This window comes from Streptomyces sp. NPDC007901, assembly GCF_042959465.1.
In the GTDB taxonomy this organism is placed as follows: Bacteria; Actinomycetota; Actinomycetes; order Streptomycetales; family Streptomycetaceae; genus Streptomyces.
This window is the reverse complement of sequence record NZ_JBIBKW010000019.1, coordinates 24,072-43,673: the sequence shown is the minus strand read 5'-3', so window position 1 is coordinate 43,673 and position 19,602 is coordinate 24,072. Positions and strand designations below refer to the sequence as shown.

Below are 19,602 nucleotides of genomic sequence, written 5' to 3'. Positions count from 1 at the left end.
AGGCGTCCGTCAGAGCTTCAGCCGGTACGGCAGCATGCACACCACGACGTCGGTGCGGGCCCGCAGCACGGTCGCGAGGAGCAGGCCGCGCTGGTTCTGGAGGATCTCGTAACGGCGGTGCCGGGGTTCCACCTCGGGGATGAGGACGGCGACCTGGCGGCCGTCCGCGGCGGCGCGCTGGACGTAGTCGACGACCGGCTGGACCAGGGAGCGGTGCGGGCTGTCGATGACGTCGAGGCGGACGCCGGGGTTCCAGCGCTGCCAGGCCTCCTCCAGCGCACGGCAGGTGCCGGGGTCGTCGTGCACCGCGACCGCGACCACCTCGTCGCCGAGGGCGAGGGCGGCGCCGAGGGCGTGCCGGGCCAGTTTGCTGACCTCGCCGATCGGCACGATCACCAGGCTGGTGGTGCGCCGCGGCGGCGGCTCCGGGATCCGGCCGAGGCCCAGTTCCTTGCCGACCTCGGTGTAGTAGCGCTGGATGCGGGCGAACAGCAGCATCATCAGCGGTACGGCGATCACCACCACCCAGGCGCCCTCCAGGAACTTGGTGAACAGCAGGATGACGCCGGCCAGGGTGGTGAGCAGGGCGCCGGTGCCGTTGATGAGCGCGCGGCGCTTCCAGCCGGCCGGCCGGCCGGTCGCCCAGTGCCGGACCAGGCCGGCCTGGCTGAGGGTGAAGCCGATGAAGACGCCGATGGCGAAGAGCGGGAGCAGCCGGTGGGTGTCGGCGTCGGTGGCCAGCAGCAGCAGCGCGGCCAGCAGGGCGAGGGCCACCACGCCGTAGCGGTAGACGGGGCGTTCGGCGCGCAGGCCGAAGAGGTGGGGCAGCCGGTGGTCGCGGGCGAGCAGGCTCATCAGCACGGGCAGGCCGCCGAAGCTGGTGTTGGCGGCGAGGCCCAGGACGAGGGTGACGAGGAGGTTGGTGGCGTAGTAGGGCCAGCCGGTGCCGTAGGCGCCCGCGGTGAGCTGGGCGAGGACGGTCACCCCGCCGCGCGGGGCGACATGGTGGCGGTGGATCAGGACCGCGAGCCCGACCAGCATGGTCCCGAGCAGCGCGCCGAGCATCAGCTCCGTGCGCTGGGCACGTCTGACCCTCGGGGTGCGGAAGGTCGGTACGGCGTTGGCGATGGCCTCCACACCGGTCAGGGCGGAGCAACCGGACGAGAACGCCTTGAGGATCACCAGCGCGGTCAGCGCCTCGGTCGCGTGCACGGGCTGGGCGGTGCCGACGACGGCGACCGGGTGCGGGCGCAGCAGGCCGAGCAGGACGACGCCGAGGATCGCGACGACGAACAGGACGGTCGGCAGCATCAGCACCCGGGCGCTGTCGGAGACGCCCCGCAGGTTCACCGCCGTCAGCAGGGCCAGGGCGATCAGACAGACGATCAGCTTGTCGTGGGCGAAGACGGGGAACGCGGAGGCGAGCGCGTCGGCGCCGGCGGCGAGGCTGACGGCGACGGTGAGCACGTAGTCGACGACCAGACTGGCGGCGGCGAGCAGGCTCGCGGTGGCCCCGAGATCGGCCTTGGCGACGGCGTAGGCGCCACCGCCGTCCGGGTGAACGGCGATGACCTGGCCGTACGACACGACGAGCGCCGCGAGCAGGAAGGTGATCGCGAGCGTGATGGGGAGGGTGGCGGACAGCGCCCCGGTGCCGGCCACCACCAGGGCGAGCACGATCGCCTCCGGACCGTACGCCACCGAGCTGAGCGCGTCCAAGGAGAGCGCGGCCAGCCCTTCCAGGCTGGTCAGATGGTGCTTCTCGCCTTCACCGGGGCGTAGCGGGACGCGCGGTCGCAGTTCACGACGTGCCAGGCCATACGCCATCGGGACCTCATCACGGCCGGGGGGGACAGGTCGCCACCAGTCTCAAGGGCCGACCGGTCCCGCGCAGCCCGCGGACCGCCCCACGGTCCTACAGCCCCACGTCCCGGCGGCGCATGTCCTCCAGGGACTCGCGGCGGACCAGCAGCCGGGCGTGGCCGTCGCGGACGGCGGTGACCGGTGGGCGGCCGACCAGGTTGTAGCCGGAGGCCATGGAGAGGTGGTAGGCGCCGGCCACCGGCACCGCGAGCAGGTCGCCGGGGCGCAGGTCGGAGGGCAGCTCCACGTCCGCCGCGAGCACGTCCCCCGCCTCGCAGTGCCGGCCCACGACGGTCACCGGCGCGGTCGGCGCGGCGCTCGCGCGGCCGACGAGCCGGGGTGCGTAGCGGACGCCGTACAGCGCGGGCCGCGGGTTGTCGCTCATCCCGCCGTCCACGGCGACGAAGGTGTGCGCGCCGGTCCGCTTGACGGCGAGGACCCGGTACACGGCGATCCCCGCGGGCCCCACGATCGCCCGGCCCGGCTCGATGACCAGGCGGGGCACCGGCAGTCCGGCCATCGCGCAGGCGTCGGAGAGTTCGGTGCGGACCCGCCGGGCCAGGGCGGTGAGGTCGAGGGCCTGCTCGCCGGGCCGGTAGGCGATGCCGTGGCCGCCGCCGAGGTCCAGCTCGGGCAGGACCAGTCCGTGCTGTTCGTGCAGCCGGGTCATGAGGCCGACCAGCCGGCGCACGGCGGCGAGGTAGGGCTTCACGCTGGTGATCTGGGAGCCCAGGTGGCAGTGCAGGCCGGTGAGTTCGAGCTGCGGCTGGTCCAGTATCCGGGCGATGGCGTGCTGGGCGTAGCCGTCGATGGGGGCACCTCCCGCTCGAGCGAAGCCGAGAGTGGGGGAGGAGAGCCCGAACTTCTGGTGGTCCGTTCCGGTGCGGATCTTCTCGTGGCCGCCCGCGCTGATCCCGGACACCGCCCGGACCATGACCTTCTGATGGCCGTGCGGTCCGACGGCGGCGGCCAGCCGGGCGATCTCCGACGGGCTGTCGATGACGATCCGCCCGACGCCGAGCCGCAGCGCGGTCTCCAGGTCGCGCGGGGACTTGGCGTTGCCGTGCAGCACGATCCGCTCCGGCGGGAACCCGGTGGTGACCGCGAGTTCCAGCTCGCCGGCCGAGCAGACGTCCAGGCCGAGGCCCTCCTGTGCCGTCCAGTGGACCATCGCCCGGCACAGGAACGCCTTGGCCGCGTAGAGGACTTCGGCGTCCGGGAAGGCGTGCCGGTAGGTGCGGCAGCGCTCGCGGACCTCGTTCTCGTCGAGGACGTAGACGGGGGTACCGAAGCGGTCGGCGACCTCGGCGAGCGGGACTCCGCCCACGGCCAGGGCGCCGGGCCGGGGCTCGGTGGTGGAGGCGGGCCACACCGACAGCTCGGCGGGTGTGGCGGTGACGACGGGTTCGTGCAGGGTGGTCATGGGGCACTCCCCTCTCGGGCGATGCGGACGGTCCGCTCTCAGACGGTGCGGACGGTCCGCGGGGACACGGCGACGGGCGCGAGCGGCGGTACCGGCGTCGGGGCGGGCGCCGACAGCTGGGGGTCGACCGTGACGGTGGTGACGCCGAGCGGTGCGGCCAGCGTGCGCAGCACGGGTTCGGCGAGCCGGATCCAGGCCTGGTCGGGGCCGAGCGTGACGGCGAGTCGACGGGCCGAGGTGAAGGCGACGGCGGTGCGTTCGCCGAGCGGGGTGCGGAACAACCGGGCCGCGTACCCGACGGGTCCCGGCCGGACCGGTACGAACAGGGGTCCGGCCGGGGAGCGATCGGAAGGCTCCGGATCGTCGCCGCAGAGGAGTTCTGACATGGGGTGCCTCCTGGCACAGGAAGGAGCTGGAGCGCCCCGGCGGCGGGGAGGCCGACCGGGGCTCTGCTCAGACGCTATGCCCGTTCCCGGCGCTCCCGAGATGCCTCATGACGGGACGCTGACGGTGATCGCGGCGACGTTGACGGGACGCTGACGCGAGCGCCGTCCAGGCAGGTCTCGCACGTCAGAGGCGTGCCAAGAAGCCGCCGCGGGGCTGGCCCGTGCCCCGGCCCGGGGGTGTCACGGAGGCGGTCCGCCACCGGGAGACGCCCGGCGGCCGCCGCGGAAGTACGGTGGATACATGTCCGGTTACGACACCTGCTCATCCGGTCGGGTCGTCGTCGGTGTGAGCGGCTCCCTGGGCAGCGTCACGGCCCTGCGCCGGGCGGCCCTGGAGGCCCGGCGCCGGGAGGCCGAGCTGTGGCCGGTGCTGGCCTGGGAACCGCCGGGCGGCGAACTGGCCGCGCGCCGCTCCCCGGCCCCGGCTCCGCTGGTCCAGGAGTGGCAACAGATGGCCCGCGAGCAGCTGGCCGACGTGCTCGACCAGGTCTTCGGCGACACCGGCGCCGGTATTCCGCTGCACGGCGTGGTGGTGCGCGCCACCCCCGGTCTGGCCCTGGTGGAGACCGCCGACCGGGACGAGGACATCCTGGTCGTCGGCGCCGGCCGGCGCGGCTGGCACCGGCCCTTCTCGGGCCGCGTCACCCGCTACTGCCTGACCCACGCCCACTGCCCGGTCCTCGCGGTGCCGCCGTCTCCGCTGGCGGACGCGCTGACGTCCGCGCACCGCCGCAACACCTGGCATCTTCCTCTGGACGTACGGCAGTTGCCGTCCTGAGGAGCAACGACTGTCGTCCTGAGGGCTACCGCGTCACCGCGCCCGGCAGATCCGGCCGCTCCGGTCCGCGCCCCCGCGCCGGCGGCAGGCTCAGCACCATGGTGAGGCCGCCGCCCGGGGTGTCCTCGGCGGTGAGCGTGCCACCCGTCGCCTCGGCGAAACCGCGCGCCACGGCCAGCCCCAGGCCGACCCCGACACCGCGCGGTGAGTCACCGTGGCGCTGGAACGGCTCGAAGATGCGCTCCTTGGCCTCGTCGGGGACGCCGGGACCGCGGTCCACGACCCGCACCTCCACCCGGTCGGCCAGCGAACTGGCCTTCACCAGCACGGGGGTGCCCTCCGGGCTGTACTTGACGGCGTTCTCGACCACGTTGGCGACGACCCGCTCCAGCAACCCCCGGTCGACGTCGACCATGGGCAGCGTCTCCGGGATGTCCAGCTCGACGCTGTCCTCGGGAACCCCGCCGAGCGCCATCGGCACCACCTCGTCCAGGTCGGTCTCGCGGACGATGGGCGTGACGGTGCCGGTCTGCAGCCGGGACATGTCGAGCAGGTTCCCGACCAGGTGGTCGAGCCGGTCGGCGCCCGCCTCGATGGCCTCCAGGAGCTCCGCCCGGTCCTCCTCGGACCACTCGACGTCGTCCGAACGCAGCGAGGACACCGACGCCTTGATGCCGGCGAGCGGGGTGCGCAGATCGTGGCTGACGGCGGCCAGCAGCGCGGTGCGGATGCGGTTGCCCTCGGCCAGCTCCTTCGCCCGGCCGGCCTCCTGCCGGAGCCGCTGCCGGTCGAGGACGACGGCCGCCTGGGCCGCGAACGCGGCGAGCACGCGCCGGTCGGAGGCGGGCAGCACCCGTCCGGAGAGCGCCAGGGTCAGGTGGTCGCCGACCGGCATGTCGACATCGGCGTTCTCCGGCGTCCGGCACGGCCGTGGCCCCACGCTGCCCGCGCAGGTCCACGGCGCCACGTCGTCCGCCCGCTCCAGCAGCGCCACCGACTCCATGCCGAAGGTCTCGCGCACCCGTTCCAGGAGCGCCTCCAGGCTGGTCTCCCCTCTCAGCACGCTGCCCGCGAGGAAGGACAGGATCTCCGACTCGGCGCGCAGCCGGGTCGCCTGCTGGGTGCGCCGGGCCGCGAGGTCCACGACCGACGCCACCGACACCGCGACCCCGACGAAGATCGCTATGGCGACGATGTTCTTGGGGTCGGCGATGGTGAGGGTGTGGACCGGCGGGGTGAAGAACCAGTTGAGCAGCAGGGAGCCGACCAGCGCCGAGGTGAGCGCCGGGAGCAGACCGCCGAGCAGGGCCGACGCGACCGTCAGGGCGAGGAACAGCAGCATGTCGTTGGCCAGGCCCACCTCGGGTGCGGCGCCGGTCAGCAGCCAGGTGAGCAGGACCGGGCCGAGCACGCCGGCGAGCCAGCCCCAGATGATCCGGGACCGGCCGAGCCGCGCCGAACGCCCCAGCGGGAGCCGCCCCTTGCCGGCCTCGTCGTGCGTGATGAGGTGGACGTCCAGGTCGGGTCCGGAGTCCCGGGCGACCGTGGCGCCGACGCCGGGTCCGAGGACGTACTGCCAGCTCCGCCGCCGGGAGACCCCGAGCACGATCTGGGTGGCGTTGACCCCGCGCGCGAAGTCGAGCAGGGCCGCCGGGACGTCCTCGCCGACGACGTGGTGGAAGGTGCCGCCGAGGTCCTCCACCAGCGTGCGCTGGACGGCGAGTTCCTTCGGCGAGGCCGAGGTCAACCCGTCGCTGCGCGCGATGTAGACGGCCAGCACCTCGCCGCCGGCGCCCTTCTCGGCGAGCCGCGCGGCCCGTCGTATCAGCGTCCGCCCCTCGGGACCGCCGGTCAGACCGACGACGATCCGCTCCCGCGAGCCCCAGATGGCGGAGACCCGGTGCTCGCTGCGGTACGCGTTCAGGTACTCGTCGACCCGGTCCGCGACCCAGAGCAGGGCGAGTTCGCGCAGGGCGGTGAGGTTGCCGGGGCGGAAGTAGTTGGACAGGGCCGCGTCGACCTTGTCCGGCTGGTAGATGTTGCCGTGCGCCATGCGCCGGCGCAGCGCCTGCGGGGACATGTCGACCAGCTCGATCTGGTCCGCGCGCCGGACCACCTCGTCGGGCACGGTCTCCTGCTGGCGCACGCCGGTGATGGACTCGACGACATCGCCCAGCGACTCCAGATGCTGGATGTTCACCGTCGAGACGACATCGATCCCGGCGGCCAGCAGTTCCTCCACGTCCTGCCAGCGCTTGGCGTTGCGGGAGCCCGGGATGTTGGTGTGCGGGAGTTCGTCGACGAGGGCGACCCGGGGGCGGCGCGCGAGGACGGCGTCGACGTCCATCTCGGTGAACACCGCGCCCCGGTACTCCAGTTCCCTGCGCGGGATCTCCTCCAGGCCGTGCAGCATCACCTCGGTGCGCGGTCGCCCGTGGTGCTCGACGAAGGCGACGACGCAGTCCGTGCCTCGTTCGGTCCTGCGGTGGGCCTCGGAGAGCATGGCGTAGGTCTTGCCCACGCCGGGTGCCGCGCCGAGGTAGATCCGGAGCCTGCCGCGTGCCATGTCATCCTTCGAAGCGGTAGCCCATGCCGGGCTCGGTGATCAGGTACCGGGGATGTGAGGGGTCCGCCTCGAGTTTGCGGCGGAGCTGGGCCATGTAGACCCGCAGGTAGTTGGTCTTGCTGCTCTGCGAGACACCCCACACCTCGCGCAGCAGGTGCTTCTGCGTGACGAGCCGGCCGGGGTTGGTGACCAGGATCTCCAGCAGATGCCACTCGGTGGGGGTGAGCCGGACGTCGTGGCCCGACCGTACGGCCTTCTTCGCGAGCAGGTCGATGGTGAAGTCGGCCGTCTCCACCCGGGTGGTCCCGGGCACGGCCGGCACGTCCTCGGTACGGCGGACCGCCGCGCGCAGCCGGGCGAGGAGTTCGTCCATGCTGAACGGCTTGGTGATGTAGTCGTCGGCGCCCGCGTCCAGCGCGGCGACCTTCTCGTCGGAGGCCTGCCGCGCGGACAGCACCAGGATCGGTACGCGGGTCCAGCCGCGCAGCGCCCTGATGACGTCGACCCCGTCCATGTCGGGCAGTCCGAGGTCGAGCATCACCACGTCCGGCTGACGCGCGGCCGCCAGCCGGAGGGCCGTGGCGCCGTCGGGCGCCGCGTCCACTCCGTACTGGCGTGCCTGCATGTTGATCACGAGTGCGCGTACGAGCTGGGGGTCGTCTTCCACGACCAGCACTCGGGTCATCGGTCGGCCTCTCAGCTGCCCTTGGTCAGTTCCTTGAGCGCGATGTTGAGTTGGAGGACGTTCACCCGGGGCTCCCCGATGAAGCCGAGGGTGCGGCCCGTGGTGTGGTCCTTCACCAGCTTCTCCACCTGGGCGACCGGCAGGTCGTTCCGCGCGGCGACCCGGTGGACCTGGAGCTCGGCGTAGGCCGGGGAGATGTCCGGGTCCAGACCGGAGCCGGACGACGTGACCGCGTCGGCGGGCACCTCGGACACCCTGACCGTGTAGCCGGGCACCGAGTTGTCCTTGACGACGGCGGCCTGGGCGTCCTTCACCTGCTGGATGAGCACCTTGTTGTCGGCGGCGAGGTTCGTCGCACCCGAAAGGATCAGCTTGTACTGGGTGTTGACGCTGTTGGTGCCGAGCCCGCCCGCCGGGCGGCCCTGGAAGTAGTCGAGGCCGTAGCCCTGTTGGCCGATCAGGGACGACCCGACGACCTTGCCCCCCGCCTTGACCTCGGAGCCGTTCGCCTTGCCGTGGAACGCGGCCTGGGCGACGCCGGTGACGACCAGGGGGTAGACGACGCCCGTCACCAGGGTCAGCACCAGCAGGGCCCGCAGGCCCGCCCAGAGCAACCGGGCGGTGTTGGTTACGGAGTTGTTCATGGCGCTCAACCGATTCCGGGGATGAGGGAGATGAGCAGGTCGATGATCTTGATGCCGACGAAGGGGGCGATCAGCCCGCCGAGGCCGTAGATCCCGAGGTTGCGGCGGAGCATCTTGTCGGCGCTGACCGGCCGGTACTGCACGCCCTTCAGGGAGAGCGGCACCAGCGCGATGATGATCAGGGCGTTGAAGATGACCGCGGACAGGATCGCGGAGCTGGGCGAGGACAGGCCCATGATGTTGAGCTTGTCCAGGCCCGGGTAGACCACGGCGAACATGGCCGGGATGATCGCGAAGTACTTCGCCACGTCGTTGGCGATGGAGAACGTGGTCAGCGCACCGCGCGTGATCAGCAGTTGCTTGCCGATCTCGACGATCTCGATCAGCTTGGTCGGGTTGGAGTCGAGGTCGACCATGTTGCCGGCCTCCTTGGCGGCCGACGTACCCGTGTTCATCGCCACGCCGACGTCCGCCTGGGCCAGCGCAGGTGCGTCGTTCGTACCGTCACCGGTCATCGCGACCAGCTTGCCGCCCGCCTGCTCCCGCTTGATGAGGGCCATCTTGTCCTCGGGGGTGGCCTCGGCGAGGAAGTCGTCGACACCCGCCTCCTCGGCGATCGCCTTGGCGGTCAGCGGGTTGTCACCCGTGATCATGACCGTCTTGATGCCCATCCGGCGCAGTTCCTCGAACCGCTCCCGCATGCCGTCCTTGACGACGTCCTTGAGGTGGACGACACCCAGGATCCGGGCGCCCTCGGCATCCTCGACCGCGACCAGCAGCGGGGTGCCGCCGGCCTGCGAGATGGCCGCCGCGAGGGTGTCCGCGTCCTCGGCGACCGTGCCACCCTGCTCGCGGACCCAGGCGATGACCGAACCGGCCGCGCCCTTGCGGATCTTCCGCCCGTCGACGTCCACACCCGACATCCGGGTCTGGGCGGTGAAGGCGATCCACTCGGCGTGCGCCAGCTCGCCCTGGTGCCGCTCCCGCAGCCCGTACTTCTCCTTCGCCAGTACGACGATGGAGCGGCCCTCCGGCGTCTCGTCGGCCAGCGACGACAGCTGGGCCGCGTCGGCCACCTCGGCCTCGGTGACCCCCCGCACCGGCACGAACTCGGAGGCCTGACGGTTGCCGAGGGTGATGGTGCCGGTCTTGTCCAGCAGCAGTGTGGAGACGTCACCGGCGGCCTCGACCGCACGACCGGACATGGCGAGCACATTGCGCTGCACCAGCCGGTCCATGCCGGCGATACCGATCGCCGACAGCAGCGCGCCGATGGTGGTCGGGATCAGGCAGACCAGCAGCGCCACCAGGACCACCATGGTCAGGTGGGTGCCCGCGTAGTCGGCGAACGGCGGCAGCGTGGCGACGGCCAGCAGGAAGACGATCGTCAGCGAGGCGAGCAGGATGTTCAGCGCGATCTCGTTCGGCGTCTTCTGCCGGGCCGCGCCCTCGACGAGGCTGATCATCCGGTCGATGAAGGTCTCGCCCGGCTTCGTCGTGATCTTGATGACGATCCGGTCGGACAGCACCTTCGTACCGCCGGTCACGGCGGAGCGGTCACCGCCGGACTCCCGGATGACCGGGGCCGACTCACCGGTGATCGCCGACTCGTCGACGGAGGCGACGCCCTCGACGACGTCACCGTCGCCGGGGATGATGTCGCCGGCCTCGCAGACGACCAGGTCACCGATCCGCAGTTCGGTGCCGGGCACCTGCTCCTCGGTGTCACCCACCAGGCGGCGGGCCACCGTGTCGGTCTTGGCCTTGCGCAGGGTGTCCGCCTGGGCCTTGCCGCGGCCCTCGGCGACCGCCTCCGCGAGGTTGGCGAAGATCACGGTGAGCCAGAGCCAGGCGCTGATGGTCCAGCCGAACCAGTCGCCCGGGTCCTTGAAGGAGAAGACGGTGGTCAGGATCGAGCCGACCCACACCACGAACATCACGGGCGACTTGACCATCACCCGCGGGTCGAGCTTGCGGCAGGCCTCGGGGAGGGACCTGACCAGCTGCTTGGGGTCGAACAGGCCCGCGCCGACACGGCCTTCGGCCGGCTTGTGCCCGGTGGGCGCGTCCTGGTGGGGCGCAAGGGTGGGAGTGGACATGGTGTCCTCGTGGGCTTCCGTTCGGGTGGTCATGACGCCAGCCCCTCGGCCAGCGGACCCAGCGCCAGGGCCGGGAAGTAGGTCAGACCGGTGATGATGAGGATCGCGCCCACCAACAGGCCGGTGAACAGCGGCTTCTCGGTGCGCAGGGTGCCAGCCGTGGCCGGGACGGGCCGCTGCTCGGCGAGCGAGCCGGCCAGCGCCAGCACGAACACCATCGGCAGGAAGCGGCCGAACAGCATCGCCAGACCGGTCATCGTGTTGAACCAGTCGGTGTTCGCGTTCAGACCCGCGAAGGCCGAACCGTTGTTGTTGGCCGCCGAGGTGAACGCGTACAGCACCTCGGAGAACCCGTGCGCCCCGGGGTTGAGCATCGAGTGCGGCGGAGTCGGCAGCGCCATGGAGGCGGCCGCGAAGACCAGGGCGAGCGCCGGGGTGATCAGGATGTAGATCGCCGACAGCTTGATCTCGCGGGCGCCGATCTTCTTGCCCAGGTACTCGGGCGTACGACCCACCATCAGACCGGCGATGAACACCGCGATGATCGCCATGATCAGGATGCCGTAGAGACCGGAACCGGTGCCGCCGGGCGCGATCTCGCCCAGCATCATGCTCAGCAGCGTGATCCCGCCGCCCAGACCCGTGAAGGACGAGTGGAAGGAGTCCACCGCACCCGTCGACGTCAACGTCGTCGACACCGCGAAGATGGACGAGCCGCCGATGCCGAAGCGGACCTCCTTGCCCTCGTAGGCGCCGCCCGCGAGCTGAAGTGCGGGGCCGTGGTGGGCGAACTCGGTCCACATCATCAGGGCCACGAAGCCCACCCAGATGGTGAACATCGTCGCGAGGATCGCGTAGCCCTGCTTCACCGAGCCGACCATCACACCGAAGGTGCGGGTCAGCGAGAACGGAATGATCAGGATCAGGAAGATCTCGAACAGGTTCGTGAACGGCGTCGGGTTCTCGAACGGGTGGGCCGAGTTGGCGTTGAAGTAACCACCACCGTTCGTCCCCAGCTCCTTAATCGCCTCCTGCGAGGCCACGGCCCCGCCGTTCCACTGCTGCGAACCGCCCATGAACTGCCCGACTTCATGAATGCCGGAGAAGTTCTGGATGGCCCCGCAGGCCACCAGGATGACGGCGGCGACGGCGGCGAACGGCACCAGGATGCGGATGACACCCCGCACCAGATCGGACCAGAAGTTGCCGATCTCCCCGGTACGCGAGCGCGCGAACCCGCGCACCAGCGCCACCGCGACGGCGATACCGACGGCCGCCGACACGAAGTTCTGCACGGCCAGACCGGCGGTCTGCACGACGTGCCCCATGGTCTGCTCGCCGTAGTACGACTGCCAGTTCGTGTTGGTCACGAAGGAGACGGCCGTGTTGAACGACTGCGCCGGGTTCACCGACGAGAACCCCAGCGAGCCGGGCAGGACGCCCTGGAGCCGCTGCAGCAAGTAGAGGAAGAGGACGCCGACGAGCGAGAAGGCCAGCACACCGCGCAGATAGGCGGGCCAGCGCATCTCGGTGTCGGGGTTGGCTCCGATGCTCTTGTAGATCCACTTCTCGACCCGCCAGTGCCGGTCGGAGGAGTAGACCTTCGCCATGTAGGTGCCGAAGGGGATGTAGCAGAGCGCCAGCGCGCCTATCAGGGCGAGCAGCTGGAGCACGCCTGCGAGTACGGGACCCATGACTGTCTCAGAACCTCTCCGGGAAGATCAGGGCGAGGACGAGATAGCCCAGCAGGGCGACGGCCACGACGAGGCCGACGATGTTCTCGGCGGTCACAGCTTCGTCACCCCCTTGGCGACGAGCGCCACCAGCGCGAAACCCGCGAGCACGGTGACGACGAAGGCCAGATCGGCCATCGTGAACTCCTGGATGAGGTGCGGAACGGACTCGGACGGTTAGAGCAAACAGCCTTCGTGGCCGGTTTCGACCGCCGTTGACGGCTCCCTTACGGCCGTGGACACGGCTTTGACGGGACTCTTACGGCAGGACGATCACGCAGGTCGGAGGCGTGCCGGGCTCAGAACAACCGGAACCGCAGCCGGCAGATCACCGCGTCGGTCTCCCGCCGCACGGCGTGTGCGACGAGGGCACCGCGCTGGTTCTGCAGCAGCCTCCCCGACGCTCCGCGCGGGGGGACCCCCAGCCAGAGCCGCTCCGGCTCGGCCTCCGGGATCAGCACGGTCACCCGGGTGGCCGGCTCGGCCGCGCTCACCTCACGGACGTACGCGGCGATGGGACGGCCCAGGGAGCGCCGCTCGCAGCTCACCCGGACCAGTGGCACCCCGGGGTCCCACGCGGCCCAGGCGCGCTCCAGGGCGTGCAGCTGGGCCCGGTCCTCGGGGTCGGGGTGGCAGACGGTGACGGCCCGGACCTCGTCGCCGAGGGAGGCGGCCGCGGAGAGCGCCTCGGAGGTGAGCCGGGACAGCGACGACACCGGCACGAGCACGACCGACCGCTCCCGGTGCGGCGGCTCGGGAATCCGCCCGAGCCCCAGCCGCTCCCCGATCCGCGCGTAGGCGCGCCGCACGGCGACGAACGCGGCCACGAGCAGCGGCAGCATCACGACGACGAGCCAGGCGCCCTCGGTGAACTTACTGGCGGTGACGACGACGGTGGCGACCCCGGTCAGCACGGCCCCGAACCCGTTGAGCAGCGCCTTCCCCCGCCACCCGGCACCCCTCTCCAGCCGCCAGTGCCGCACCATGCCCACCTGGGCGATGGTGAACCCGACGAAGACCCCGATGGCGAACATCGGCACCAGCGTGTTGGTGTCACCGCCGGAGAACACCAGCAGCCCGGCCGAGACCACGGCCAGGGCGAGCACACCGTGCCGGTGCACCTGACGGTCGGCCTTCAAGGCGAACACGTGCGGCAGGTAGTTGTCGCGCGCCGGCAGCTTCAGCAGCACCGGCAGTCCGCCGAACGACGTGTTCGCTGACAGCGCCAGCAGGATCATCGTCGCGAACTGGACGACGTAGAAACCCCAGTTGTGGCCGAGGGAGGCGTCGGCGAGCTGCGCCAGGACGGTCACACCCGCCACCGGCTGCAGATGGAACCGGGAGATCAGTACCGACAGGCCGACCAGCATCACGCCGAGCACGGCTCCGAGGGCGATCTCCGCATGCTGGGCGCGTTTGACGCGCGGCACCCGGAAGGAGGGCACGGCGTTGGCGATGGCCTCGACACCGGTGGCGTTGTCCGCGAGCACGGACGCATGCCCCGCGGCGGTGACGGTACTGGCCGGCGAGGACCGGAAGAGCCCCACGACGATCAGCACGAGGATCGACCCGACGAACACCGCCGTCGGCACGATGAACGCCCTCGCCGACTCCACGATGCCGCGCAGGCTGACGCCCGTGACCAGCACCAGCACGGCCAGACAGAGCCACAGCCGGTCCGGGTACAGTGCCGGGAGGGCGGAGGTCAGCGCGGCGACATCGGCGGTGACCGCGACGGCGACGTTGAGGACGTGGTCGAGCACCAGGGACGCGGCGGCCACGAGGCTGGTCCGGGCCCCGAGGTGGGTCCGGGCCACCGCATAGGACCCGCCCCCGTCCGGGAAGGCCGCGATGACCTGCCGGGACGAGGCGACGAGCACCGCCGGCAGGGCAGCGATCGCGAGCGTGACGGGCAGCGTGTAGCCGAGCCCGTGCGCACCGGCCGCGGCCGGCACCAGCACGATGCCCTCCGGCCCGTACGCCACCGACGCCATCGCGTCCAACGACCGCGCGGCAAGCCCGGTGGCAGCGGTGAGCCGATGCCGTTCCCCACTGTCGGGCCACACCCGACGACTCCTTGCGCGTTCTTCGCGCGTGAGGCATCGACTTTGATGCCTTCCTGACGTGGGTGACGACAGCGCCCCGTCAGGGGCGCGGGGCTGTATCTGATGTGCGGCTGCCGCCGCGTGGGCGCGACCAGCCCCCACCGCCCCGCAGCGACCCACAACCCGTCAGAGTCCCATCAAAGACACGCCACCCCTGCTGACGCCGTAGGCCCCCGCTCCCTACCGTCACCCCATGCCGCCCTCCGAGGACCGCCGCTGGTCCAAAGACGTCTCCGCATCGGCCCGTTGCGCAGGCGCGCTCCTCGCCCTGCTCCTCCTCATCGACGTGGGGTCGGGGACGCTGACCTGGTGGCGCGGCACCCTCTGGACCACCCTCGCCCTGCTCCTCTTCACGGTCCTCTGCCCCGCCAGGGTCCGCGCCGGCGACGGCTGGCTCACCTCCCGTCGGCTGCTGTGCACCCGCAGGGTCCGCACGGACCGCCTCGTCTCCGTCCGTCGCCTGGACGGCATCTCCCCCCGGCTGCTGTTCCACGACACCTTCGGCGACCGCCTCGCCCTCGACCCCCAGGTCCTCGTCGACAACCCCGAACTCTGGCTGCGCGTGGACGAGGGCGCCCGCAAGGCCGCCACGGCCGGCACCCTCCTCTGCGGCTCGCTCGCCCTCAGCCGCCTCGGCGAACAGGTCGAGCGCGAGAACGCCCTGGGCGTGTTCAAGGCGTCGGGCCTGGAGTAGACCCCGTCAACACGTCGAGCCCCCGCCGGGTGGTGGCCATCACCACCCGGTCCCCCGCCGCCAGCACCCGCCCCTGAGCCGGCCGCCAGTCGAAGGCCCCCGTCCCCGAGGCCCCCGCGTCCCCGCCGACCGGCCCGACCGCCAGCACCCGCCACTCCCGCCGCCGGAACGCCTGGTGCACGGACCGCCCCTCCAGCTCCGGATGCCCGGCCACGTCCACGCAGGTGAACAGCAGCGATCCCCGCTCCACCGGCATCACGCCCAGCACATGGCGCCCCATCATGGCGGCGGCGAACGAGGGCGCGGCCAGGGCGGAAACGCTCCGGCTCCGGGTCAGCGCGTCCGGGTACGACGCCCGCAGGGTGCGCTGGACGGTCGCGGCGAAGTCGTCGTCGTAGAGCCGGGCCACCACCCGTACCCCGGGGTTGTACTCCCTGACGGCCATGAGGATGTCGAGGTTCTGGCCGTCGTCGCGGGTGAGGACGAGCAGGGAGCGGCACTGCCGGACCCGGGCGAGTTCGAGTACGCCGGGGGCGGCCGCGTCCTCCAGGATCAGCGGGACGCCGAGTTCGCGGGCGAGGGCGACGCCCCGGGCGCGGGGGTCGCGCTCGACGGCGACGACCCGGTGGCCGGTGGTGCGCAGCCGGTCCAGGACGCGCGTGCCGACCATGCCGAGGCCGACCAGGACGATATGGCCGCTGACGTCCTCGCCGGGCGGGTGGTTCGCGGAGGCGGTGCGGAACGCCTCGGTGGCGTTCATGGTCGCCGCGACGACGAGGGGCAGTACGGCGAGTCCGACGAAGCCGGCGACGAGCTGGAGTATGCGGCGGGCGGGCGACTCCTCGGTGGCCGGGTCGCCCATGGTGAAGATGTCCAGGAGCGGCAGGTAGACGTTCTTCCACCAGGGGTGCTCGTCGGCGAAGAGCGCGGTGGCGGTGGCCAGCGCGACGACCACGGCCGCCAGCGAGCCGTAGACCGCGGCCAGTTGGCGGGAGAGGAAGACCCGCCACGGCAGATGGGCGAACCGCGCCCGCACCCAGCGCACCGGCCGGAAACGCCAGCTGCGGCGGGCCGGTTGGGCCGGGTGGAGGTGGACGACCTCCTCCAGCACCAGCCGGCCGTGGGTGAACTGCCGGTGGTACGCCGTGTGGTCGTCCGGCAGCAGCTGGGTCCCGTCCTCGCCGGCCGTCTCGGCGCTGTCCTGGCTGGCCGGGTCGTCCTCGTGGGCGCCGGAGAGCACGGCGAGGGTGGCGAGGTCGGTGGCGTGCTGCGGGGTGCCCGCCGGCCGGACGACCCCGCGGAAGACCTTTCCCTCGACCTGGAGTGTGTGGCCGTGGCCGACGGCGGCGGCCGCGACGAGTTCCGGTACGGCGGTGTCGGCGTCGGAGAGGACGGTGGTGGAGGTGTCCGCCGCGGGCGCGTCGCACAGGCCCGCCGCCCGGTCCAGGAGCCGTTCCAGATGGCGGCCGCGCTCCCGGTTGAACATCCGCACCACCAGCCGTACGGAGGGGTTGACGGCGCGGGCCAGCAGGGCCGCGGTCACGTTGACCTGGTCGTCGCGGTAGGTGAGGGCGAGCGCGGCGGCCCGTTCGACGCCGGCCGCGCGCAGGGTGGCCTCGTCCGGGCGGGCGGAGACATGGAGCCGGACGGCGGAGTCCGGGTCGCGGTGCAGGGCGGCGACCTGGGCGCCGTGCACGTCGTCGGCGGACGGCAGCACGACGGTGACGGCCTCCCCGCACACGGCGTCCAGTTCGACGGCGAGCCGGTGCGCGAGCCCGTCGTCGCCGCAGATCACCATGTGCCCGGTGCGCTCTCCGGATACCGCTGGTACGGGCAGGGTTGACGTCACATCAGCCAGAACGGCACCGGCTGTGACACCGGTTCCTGCCGGGCCCCTGACACCCGTTCAAATATCCGTCAAGAACATGCCAAGAAGACGCGGCCCCCACGAGCGGAACCGGATTCCCTGCTCAGCAGGCACCTCCCACCCGCTGCGGTGTCCGGACGGGTTGCGTCCGGTCGGCCAGCGGCAGCGAGACGACCATGGTCAGTCCCCCGCCCGGGGTGTCCTCGGGCGTCAGGGTGCCGTCCATCGCCTCGGTGAGTCCGCGGGCGAGGGCGAGTCCGAGGCCGAGACCGGTGGTGTTGTCGGTGTCGCCGAGCCGCTGGAAGGGCTCGAAGAGCCGGTCCCGGCCGTTCGCCGGAAGCCCGGGTCCCCGGTCGACGACCCGCAGCTCCGCGCGGTCGCCCAGCGCGCTCGCCGTGACCAGCACCCGGGTGCCGGGCGGGCTGTAACGGGCCGCGTTGCCCACCAGGTTGGCGATCACCCGCTCCAGCAGCGGCGGGTCGGCCAGCAGCGGTGGCAGGTTCTCCGGCTCTCCGTGCACCTCCACCGCCGGGGTGTCCGCCAGTGCCGCCGGGAGCACCTCCTCCAGGGCAGTGGCCCGCAGGTTGAGGGTGAGGACACCGGCCTCCAGACGGCTGAGGTCGAGGAGGTTGTCGACGAGCCGGCTCAGCCGGGCCATGGACTCCTCGGCGGTGGCGAGGAGTTCGTCGCGGTCCTCCGGGGTGAACTCCACCTCCCGGCTGCGCAGCGAGGTGACCGCGGCCCAGCCGGCCGCGAGCGGGGTGCGCAGGTCGTGGCCGACGGCGCGCAGCAGGGCGGTGCGCATCCGGTCGGCGGCGCGCACCGGCTCGACCTCGGCGGCTGCCTGGGCGAGCCGGGCCCGTTCGACGGCCGAGCCGACGTGCGCGGCGAACGCGGCGAGCACCCGCCGTTCGGAGGCGGAGGGGGTACGGCCGCGCAGGACCAGGTGGTTGCCGGGTCCGGCGGGCACCGCGGTGGCGTCGGCGCCGTCCGGCGGTGCGTCGACGAGTTCGACGGAGTCCATGCCGAAGGTCTCGCGGGTGCGTTCCAGCAGGGCCGGGATGGTCTGGCCGCCGCGCACGATGCTGCCGGCCAGCGACGACATGGTCTCCGCCTCGGCGGTGGCCCGCGCCGCCCGCCGGGAGAGCCTGAGCGAGCGGTCGACGACCCCGGCGACGGTGGCGGCCACCACCGCGAACACCCCCAGCGCGAGCAGGGCGTTGGGATCGTCGAGGGTGAAGGCGCCGATGGGCGGGATGAACCAGTAGTTGAGCAGCAGGGACGCGGTGACGGAGGCGATCAGGGCGGAGGTCACCCCGCCTATGCAGGCCACGCCCACCACCGCGAGCAGGAACAGCAGGGCCTCGCTGGTCAGGTTGACGGTGCCGCGGACCTGGGCGAGGGCGACGGTGAGCAGCACGGGGAGGACGAGCCCGGCGACCGGACCGGCGATCAGGCGCCGGGTCGACAGGGTCCGGCGGCGGGAGGGCAGCAGGGTGCCGCGTCCGGCGCGTTCGTGGGTGACCCGGTGGACGTCGATGTCCCCGGAGAGCGCGGTCACGGTCTCCCCGGTGCCCGGCCCGGTCAGGAAGCGTTCGAGGCGGCCCCGGCGGCTGGTGCCGAGGACGAGCTGGGTGGCGTTCTCGGCGCGCGCGAACTCCACCAGCGCGGTGGCCACGTCGTCGCCGACCACCGAGTGGTAGCTGCCGCCGAGGTCCTCGACCAGCCTGCGCTGCCGGGTCAGCGAGGCGTGCGAGACACCGGCGGCCAGGCCGTTGCTGCGGGCCACGTGCACGGCGAGCAGGTCGCCGCCGGCCGACCTGTCGGCGATGCGCGCGGCCCGTCGTACCAGGGTGTCGCCCTCGGGACCGCCGGTCAGCGCGACCACCACCCGCTCCCGGGTCTCCCAGACCCCGCCGATGGCGTGTTCGGCGCGGTAGGACTGGAGTGCCTCGTCGACCCGGTCGGCGACCCAGAGCAGGGCCAGCTGGCGCAGGGCGGTGAGGTTGCCGGGGCGGAAGTAGTTGGCGAGGGCCGCGTCGATCTTCTCGGGGGTGTAGATGTGGCCGTGCGCCATGCGGCGGCGCAGGCCCTCGGGCGGGATGTCGACGAACTCGATCTGCTCGGCCCGCCGGACCACCTCGTCGGGCACCGTCTCGTGCTGCGGCACCCCGGTGATCTTCTCGACGACGTCCTTGAGGGACTCCAGGTGCTGGATGTTGACGGCGGTGATCACGTCGATGCCGGCCGCGAGCAGGTCCTCGACGTCCTGCCAGCGCTTGGGGTGCCGGCCGTCACCGGGGATGTTGGTGTGCGCGAACTCGTCGACGATCGCCACCTGAGGGCGGCGCGCCAGCACGGCGGCGGCGTCCATCTCCTCGAACTCGCCGCCCCGGTAGCCGCAGCGCAGCCGCCCCACGGCCGCCAGTCCGCCGGTCATGGCCTCGGTCCGCAGGCGTCCGTGGCACTCCACGAACCCCACCACCACGTCCGCGCCCCGGGACGCGCGGCGCTGGGCCTCGTCGAGCATGCGGTAGGTCTTGCCGACCCCTGGGGCGGCCCCGAGGTAGACCTTCAGTCGTCCGCGCGGTACGTCGTTCATCACCCCAAAGAGAAGCGCGCGGCACCGCCCCGGGTACGCCGTCTTGACGCGTCTCTGGCGCCGCCGACAAGGACGTTGACACTGTCTTGACGGCGCC

At 72.1% G+C, this 19,602-nt stretch carries 14 protein-coding genes; 2 read left to right on the top strand and 12 right to left on the bottom strand.

Annotation, left to right across the window (positions count from 1 at the left end; genetic code table 11):
- Positions 1-9: 9 nt before the first annotated feature.
- From ACFZDK_RS41865 to ACFZDK_RS41855, 3 genes are all read right to left on the bottom strand, one after another.
- Positions 10-1,827 (bottom strand): amino acid permease, encoded by a 1,818-nt coding sequence (locus tag ACFZDK_RS41865; RefSeq protein ID WP_390980771.1) that lies wholly within the window; start codon positions 1,825-1,827, stop codon positions 10-12.
- 88 nt (positions 1,828-1,915) lie between these two features.
- Positions 1,916-3,286 (bottom strand): diaminopimelate decarboxylase, encoded by a 1,371-nt coding sequence (gene lysA / locus ACFZDK_RS41860; RefSeq protein ID WP_390980769.1) that lies wholly within the window; start codon positions 3,284-3,286, stop codon positions 1,916-1,918.
- A gap of 38 nt (positions 3,287-3,324) precedes the next feature.
- Positions 3,325-3,672, bottom strand: a complete 348-nt coding sequence (locus ACFZDK_RS41855) for an SAV_915 family protein (protein WP_390980767.1) — start codon at positions 3,670-3,672, stop codon at positions 3,325-3,327.
- Between the two features lie 301 nt (positions 3,673-3,973).
- On the opposite strand from ACFZDK_RS41855, the gene ACFZDK_RS41850 reads away from it, so the two are divergent.
- Complete coding sequence (locus ACFZDK_RS41850) at positions 3,974-4,510, top strand: universal stress protein (protein WP_390980765.1); 537 nt, start codon at positions 3,974-3,976, stop codon at positions 4,508-4,510.
- Positions 4,511-4,535: 25 nt separating this feature from the next.
- Here the strand turns inward: ACFZDK_RS41850 and ACFZDK_RS41845 are convergent, their stop codons facing one another.
- From ACFZDK_RS41845 to ACFZDK_RS41815, 7 genes are all read right to left on the bottom strand, one after another.
- Positions 4,536-7,076: an ATP-binding protein gene (locus ACFZDK_RS41845; RefSeq protein ID WP_390980763.1), complete on the bottom strand. Its 2,541-nt coding sequence runs from the start codon at positions 7,074-7,076 to the stop codon at positions 4,536-4,538.
- A 1-nt stretch (position 7,077) separates the two neighbouring features.
- Positions 7,078-7,761, bottom strand: a complete 684-nt coding sequence (locus ACFZDK_RS41840) for a response regulator (RefSeq protein ID WP_390980761.1) — start codon at positions 7,759-7,761, stop codon at positions 7,078-7,080.
- Positions 7,762-7,772: 11 nt separating this feature from the next.
- On the bottom strand, positions 7,773-8,405 hold the full coding sequence (locus ACFZDK_RS41835; protein ID WP_390980759.1) for a potassium-transporting ATPase subunit C: 633 nt from the start codon (positions 8,403-8,405) through the stop codon (positions 7,773-7,775).
- Positions 8,406-8,410: 5 nt separating this feature from the next.
- A complete protein-coding gene (gene kdpB, locus ACFZDK_RS41830) occupies positions 8,411-10,537 on the bottom strand; it encodes a potassium-transporting ATPase subunit KdpB (protein ID WP_390980757.1) in 2,127 nt (708 codons plus the stop codon).
- Positions 10,534-12,198, bottom strand: a complete 1,665-nt coding sequence (gene kdpA / locus ACFZDK_RS41825; RefSeq protein WP_390980755.1) for a potassium-transporting ATPase subunit KdpA — start codon at positions 12,196-12,198, stop codon at positions 10,534-10,536. The genes kdpB and kdpA overlap by 4 nt, the downstream gene beginning before the upstream one ends.
- 7 nt (positions 12,199-12,205) lie before the next feature.
- Positions 12,206-12,295, bottom strand: a complete 90-nt coding sequence (gene kdpF, locus ACFZDK_RS41820) for a K(+)-transporting ATPase subunit F (RefSeq protein ID WP_016434100.1) — start codon at positions 12,293-12,295, stop codon at positions 12,206-12,208.
- A gap of 241 nt (positions 12,296-12,536) precedes the next feature.
- Positions 12,537-14,303, bottom strand: a complete 1,767-nt coding sequence (locus tag ACFZDK_RS41815; RefSeq protein ID WP_390980753.1) for an amino acid permease — start codon at positions 14,301-14,303, stop codon at positions 12,537-12,539.
- A 232-nt stretch (positions 14,304-14,535) separates the two neighbouring features.
- On the opposite strand from ACFZDK_RS41815, the gene ACFZDK_RS41810 reads away from it, so the two are divergent.
- Positions 14,536-15,036, top strand: coding sequence for a hypothetical protein (locus ACFZDK_RS41810; RefSeq protein WP_390980751.1), 501 nt, complete (start codon positions 14,536-14,538; stop codon positions 15,034-15,036).
- On the opposite strand, the gene ACFZDK_RS41805 is transcribed toward ACFZDK_RS41810, so the two are convergent.
- Together ACFZDK_RS41805 and ACFZDK_RS41800 are read right to left on the bottom strand one after the other, a co-directional pair.
- On the bottom strand, positions 15,014-16,834 hold the full coding sequence (locus ACFZDK_RS41805; RefSeq protein ID WP_390980749.1) for an NAD-binding protein: 1,821 nt from the start codon (positions 16,832-16,834) through the stop codon (positions 15,014-15,016). The genes ACFZDK_RS41810 and ACFZDK_RS41805 overlap by 23 nt on opposite strands.
- Before the next feature lie 172 nt (positions 16,835-17,006).
- Positions 17,007-19,505 carry an ATP-binding protein gene (locus tag ACFZDK_RS41800; protein ID WP_390980747.1) on the bottom strand — a complete coding sequence of 833 codons (2,499 nt, stop codon included), beginning with the start codon at positions 19,503-19,505 and terminating at the stop codon, positions 17,007-17,009.
- Positions 19,506-19,602 lie beyond the last annotated feature (97 nt).

Coding starts and splice junctions, on each gene's coding strand:
- ACFZDK_RS41865 (WP_390980771.1), bottom strand. CDS start 1,827: ATGGCGTATGGCCTGGCACGTCGTGAACTGCGACCGCGCGTCCCGCTA.
- lysA (WP_390980769.1), bottom strand. CDS start 3,286: ATGACCACCCTGCACGAACCCGTCGTCACCGCCACACCCGCCGAGCTG.
- ACFZDK_RS41855 (WP_390980767.1), bottom strand. CDS start 3,672: ATGTCAGAACTCCTCTGCGGCGACGATCCGGAGCCTTCCGATCGCTCC.
- ACFZDK_RS41850 (WP_390980765.1), top strand. CDS start 3,974: ATGTCCGGTTACGACACCTGCTCATCCGGTCGGGTCGTCGTCGGTGTG.
- ACFZDK_RS41845 (WP_390980763.1), bottom strand. CDS start 7,076: ATGGCACGCGGCAGGCTCCGGATCTACCTCGGCGCGGCACCCGGCGTG.
- ACFZDK_RS41840 (WP_390980761.1), bottom strand. CDS start 7,761: ATGACCCGAGTGCTGGTCGTGGAAGACGACCCCCAGCTCGTACGCGCA.
- ACFZDK_RS41835 (WP_390980759.1), bottom strand. CDS start 8,405: ATGAACAACTCCGTAACCAACACCGCCCGGTTGCTCTGGGCGGGCCTG.
- kdpB (WP_390980757.1), bottom strand. CDS start 10,537: ATGACCACCCGAACGGAAGCCCACGAGGACACCATGTCCACTCCCACC.
- kdpA (WP_390980755.1), bottom strand. CDS start 12,198: ATGGGTCCCGTACTCGCAGGCGTGCTCCAGCTGCTCGCCCTGATAGGC.
- ACFZDK_RS41810 (WP_390980751.1), top strand. CDS start 14,536: ATGCCGCCCTCCGAGGACCGCCGCTGGTCCAAAGACGTCTCCGCATCG.
- ACFZDK_RS41805 (WP_390980749.1), bottom strand. CDS start 16,834: ATGGTGATCTGCGGCGACGACGGGCTCGCGCACCGGCTCGCCGTCGAA.
- ACFZDK_RS41800 (WP_390980747.1), bottom strand. CDS start 19,505: ATGAACGACGTACCGCGCGGACGACTGAAGGTCTACCTCGGGGCCGCC.